Annotated in this window: 3 protein-coding genes; all 3 read left to right on the top strand. The window is 46.1% G+C overall.

Annotation, left to right across the window (positions count from 1 at the left end):
- Positions 1-58 precede the first annotated feature (58 nt).
- A complete protein-coding gene (locus NT178_07110) occupies positions 59-850 on the top strand; it encodes a MoaF N-terminal domain-containing protein (GenBank protein ID MCX5812298.1) in 792 nt (263 codons plus the stop codon).
- A gap of 128 nt (positions 851-978) precedes the next feature.
- Positions 979-2,199 (top strand): amino acid ABC transporter substrate-binding protein, encoded by a 1,221-nt coding sequence (locus tag NT178_07105; GenBank protein ID MCX5812297.1) that lies wholly within the window; start codon positions 979-981, stop codon positions 2,197-2,199.
- 170 nt (positions 2,200-2,369) lie between these two features.
- Positions 2,370-3,154: ABC transporter substrate-binding protein (locus tag NT178_07100; GenBank protein MCX5812296.1), on the top strand; the 785-nt coding region annotated here is incomplete at its 3' end.

Below are 3,154 nucleotides of genomic sequence, written 5' to 3'. Positions count from 1 at the left end.
TAGAATTTTAGTCTATTGAATGAAGTCAGGCTATTTTCTGATTATTTAAAGGAGGTACATGATGTCACAGCGAGAAGGTGAAACTAATTATAAGTATGAGGATTATGCATCAGAGATGGCTTTCCATCGTCTTAATCAAACAGAGGCTTTGGTGGGTCAGACTGTTAGAATTACGCTCGAATCAGGGGCAATCTTTGTTATAGAGTTTATTGAACGCAATAAGGTTATGTGGAAAAACGGCAATGAGGGCGGCATGGACTGGTGCGAAGTGGTGGAAGTAGCACCAGAAACCTATTTTATCGACATGACATTCACCAGTGAGCCTCGCCAGTCGGAGACCTTTATTGTAAACACGAAAACAAGACGGGTGCTCTCAATTCGGACAATTATGCGCGAAGGCGATGTAGGCAAAGAGCCTCGGGCTATTCATCAGTTTTCTCCAGGCGTTCTTGGTGATCCGTCTATTCCGCCAACGGGACGTAAACCTGCTCCTACACGTGATCTGGTAGGTTTGCGGGCGCTCTACACATACAATCCTAACCAGTGTTTTGAACATATTTACTTGAATACACAACGCTATGTCTGGCATTGCGTCGTGGGACCGCTTCGTGGAGAGGCGGACGTAGATTTTCATACCGATTATAAGTTCGATGATAACCAGTACGTTTTTTGCTTTCGTGAATTCGGCCTGCCTGTTTCGACCGTTTTCTTTCATAACTGGGACCAGATGAGGGAGACAGGCAAATTTTTTGCGATTGGTGAAGACGGCGCTGTTGCAAATACACCTGCCGGTGCCATCATTCAGAAGTTATCAATGACCTTTTATCCTCCCGATAAGCAACCGGCATGAATAGGTATTAATGCGGCCATGTTGATGTCGTTGACAATTGTTTGTTCTTAAACAAAAGGGGGCTCAGTCAGTGGCTTGGCTACGGGAAAAAGCGACGTAGTCCCCAGATAATATACAGGAGGGATGGTATGAAAAAGAAGATGTTTGTTCCACTACTGGTCGTAGTTACAATGGTAATGTTTTTGTTCTGTAACGTTGTTGTTGCCGCGCCTGCTAAAGATAAAATTCGTATAGGCTGGGTTACTTCGCTCTCGGGTCCCTATGCCAGCGGGGTGCCGGGCACCTACGGGATGACATATGATCTTTGGATCGATGAGATCAACGCAAAAGGAGGGATATTCGTCAAGGAATACGGAAAAAAATTGCCCATCGAAGTCATCAGATATGATGACAAGAGCGACGTGGGCACTATGACGAAATTGCTCGAGAAAACAATATTGACAGATAAGGTGGATTTCATATTTTCACCCTGGGGTACGGCAATGCTTTTCGCCGCCGCGCCTATAGCCAACAAACATAAGTACATACTCATCGGCGGCCCTGGTGGAGCAGACAAACTCAGGGACATGATGCCGAAATTCCCCTATTTTTTTTCAGTGCTGAACACGGCCATGGCCCAGATGCCCCCTCTTGTCCAGATACTGGGGGATGCTAATGTAAAAAAAGTGGCCATCATCTATATTGAGGATCTTCACGGCATCGAGTATAGAGATGTGGCACTCAAAGAGCTAAAAAAGCGGGGGATTCAAGTTGCAATGGTGAAGAGTTTTCCTTTTGGAACGAAGGATCTTTCTCCTCTTTTGAAAGAAGCCAAAGCAGCCGATGTTGACGCCTTCCTGGGGTTTATCTATCCTGACGAATCTTTTCTTGTGACTAAACAGGCGATGGAAATCAACTTCAATCCGAAAGCCTTTTTCCTGACAGTTGGTCCCTTCCTTATCGAGTATAGGGAGGCCTTTGGTGCAAAGAACGTGGAAGGGGTGATGGGAGGAGGAGCCTGGAATGAGAAAGTATCACCTGGAGCGAAACAGTTCCGTGATAACTTTATTAAGAAATATAAAGTTGAGCCTTCATATTGGGGACCACTTTTCATGTATTCCTCGCTCCAGTTCTTTGAGAAGGCTATTGAAGAAGCAGGGACCCTGAATCAAAAGAAGATACGTGATCTTATGGCCACAAAGACATACGATACGGCTATGGGACCGATGAGATTTGAGAAAGGGTTCAACACTACACACCCCGGTGAGATAGGCCAATGGCAAAACGGCGTGTATGAAGTTATAGACCCGGGCAAGAAGAGGACATCTGAACCGAAATATCCGAAGCCGGAGTGGCCGAAGTCCAAGTGAGTCCGGGTATGTTGAATAGGACAAACCTTACGGGCAAAACGGGATTTTCCGCATTTGCAAGCACAGCGAGGTGGACCGCTATCACCGGACACTGAACCTTTGCGCGAAAATTACCGGGAGAAAATATCGTTCAGTGGGAAACGATAATACAAAAAGGAGGAGGTAGAAAGATGAAGAAACAAATGCTTTGTATACTGATAGTAATGTCGGTGTTGGCATTTTGCCTGTGTTCTTTTGCCCAGGCAGCGCCACCGGCGAAAGACAAGATCCGGGTAGGCTGGGTCACGTCTTTGTCGGGTGTAAATGCAAGCAGTGTTCCGGTGACCAGCGGGAATGTTTACACCATGTGGGTCGAGGAGGTTAATGCTAAGGGTGGACTTTACATCAAGGAGTACGGCAAGAGACTACCCCTTGAAGTCACCAAATATGACGACAAGAGTGATGTCGGAACCATGACGAAGCTCCTCGAAAAGACCATCGTCGAGGATAAAGTCGATCTGATTTTTTCTCCCTGGGACACAGCCTTCCTCTTTGCCTCAGCCCCGATTGCCAACAAACACAAGATGGTTCTTCTCGGAGGTTCAGGCGGAGCGAAGAAGCTCAAAAAGGTCGTAAATAAACTTCCCTATTTTTTCGCAGTCTTGAATTTTTCTGAAACCCACATGCCTGTCATGTCTGAAGTCCTGAAGGAAGTGGGAGTAAAGAAAGTTGCCATAATATACATTCAGGACCTTCATGGCATAGAATACAATGAGGACGCACTTCAGGCACTGAAGAAAAATGGAATTGAGGTTGCCTTCTCCAAGAGCTTTCCCTTGGATGTAAAGGACTTAAGCCCCCTCGTAAAAGAGGCCAAAGCAGCCAATATTGATGCTTTATTGGCATTTGTATATCCGCCTCAAGCATTCCTTCTGACAGGCCAGTCCATGGAACTTGGTTTTGATCCCAAGGCCAT

Source organism: Pseudomonadota bacterium (genome assembly GCA_026388255.1).
Taxonomy (GTDB): domain Bacteria; phylum Desulfobacterota; class Syntrophorhabdia; order Syntrophorhabdales; family Syntrophorhabdaceae; genus JAPLKB01.
Note: the sequence above shows the minus strand (reverse complement) of the source record. Positions and strands in the feature narration are given on the sequence as shown.

What these genes read in the sequence shown, in the direction of transcription:
- NT178_07110 (MCX5812298.1), top strand. Translation starts at nt 59, where the DNA reads ATGATGTCACAGCGAGAAGGTGAAACTAATTATAAGTATGAGGATTAT.
- NT178_07105 (MCX5812297.1), top strand. Translation starts at nt 979, where the DNA reads ATGAAAAAGAAGATGTTTGTTCCACTACTGGTCGTAGTTACAATGGTA.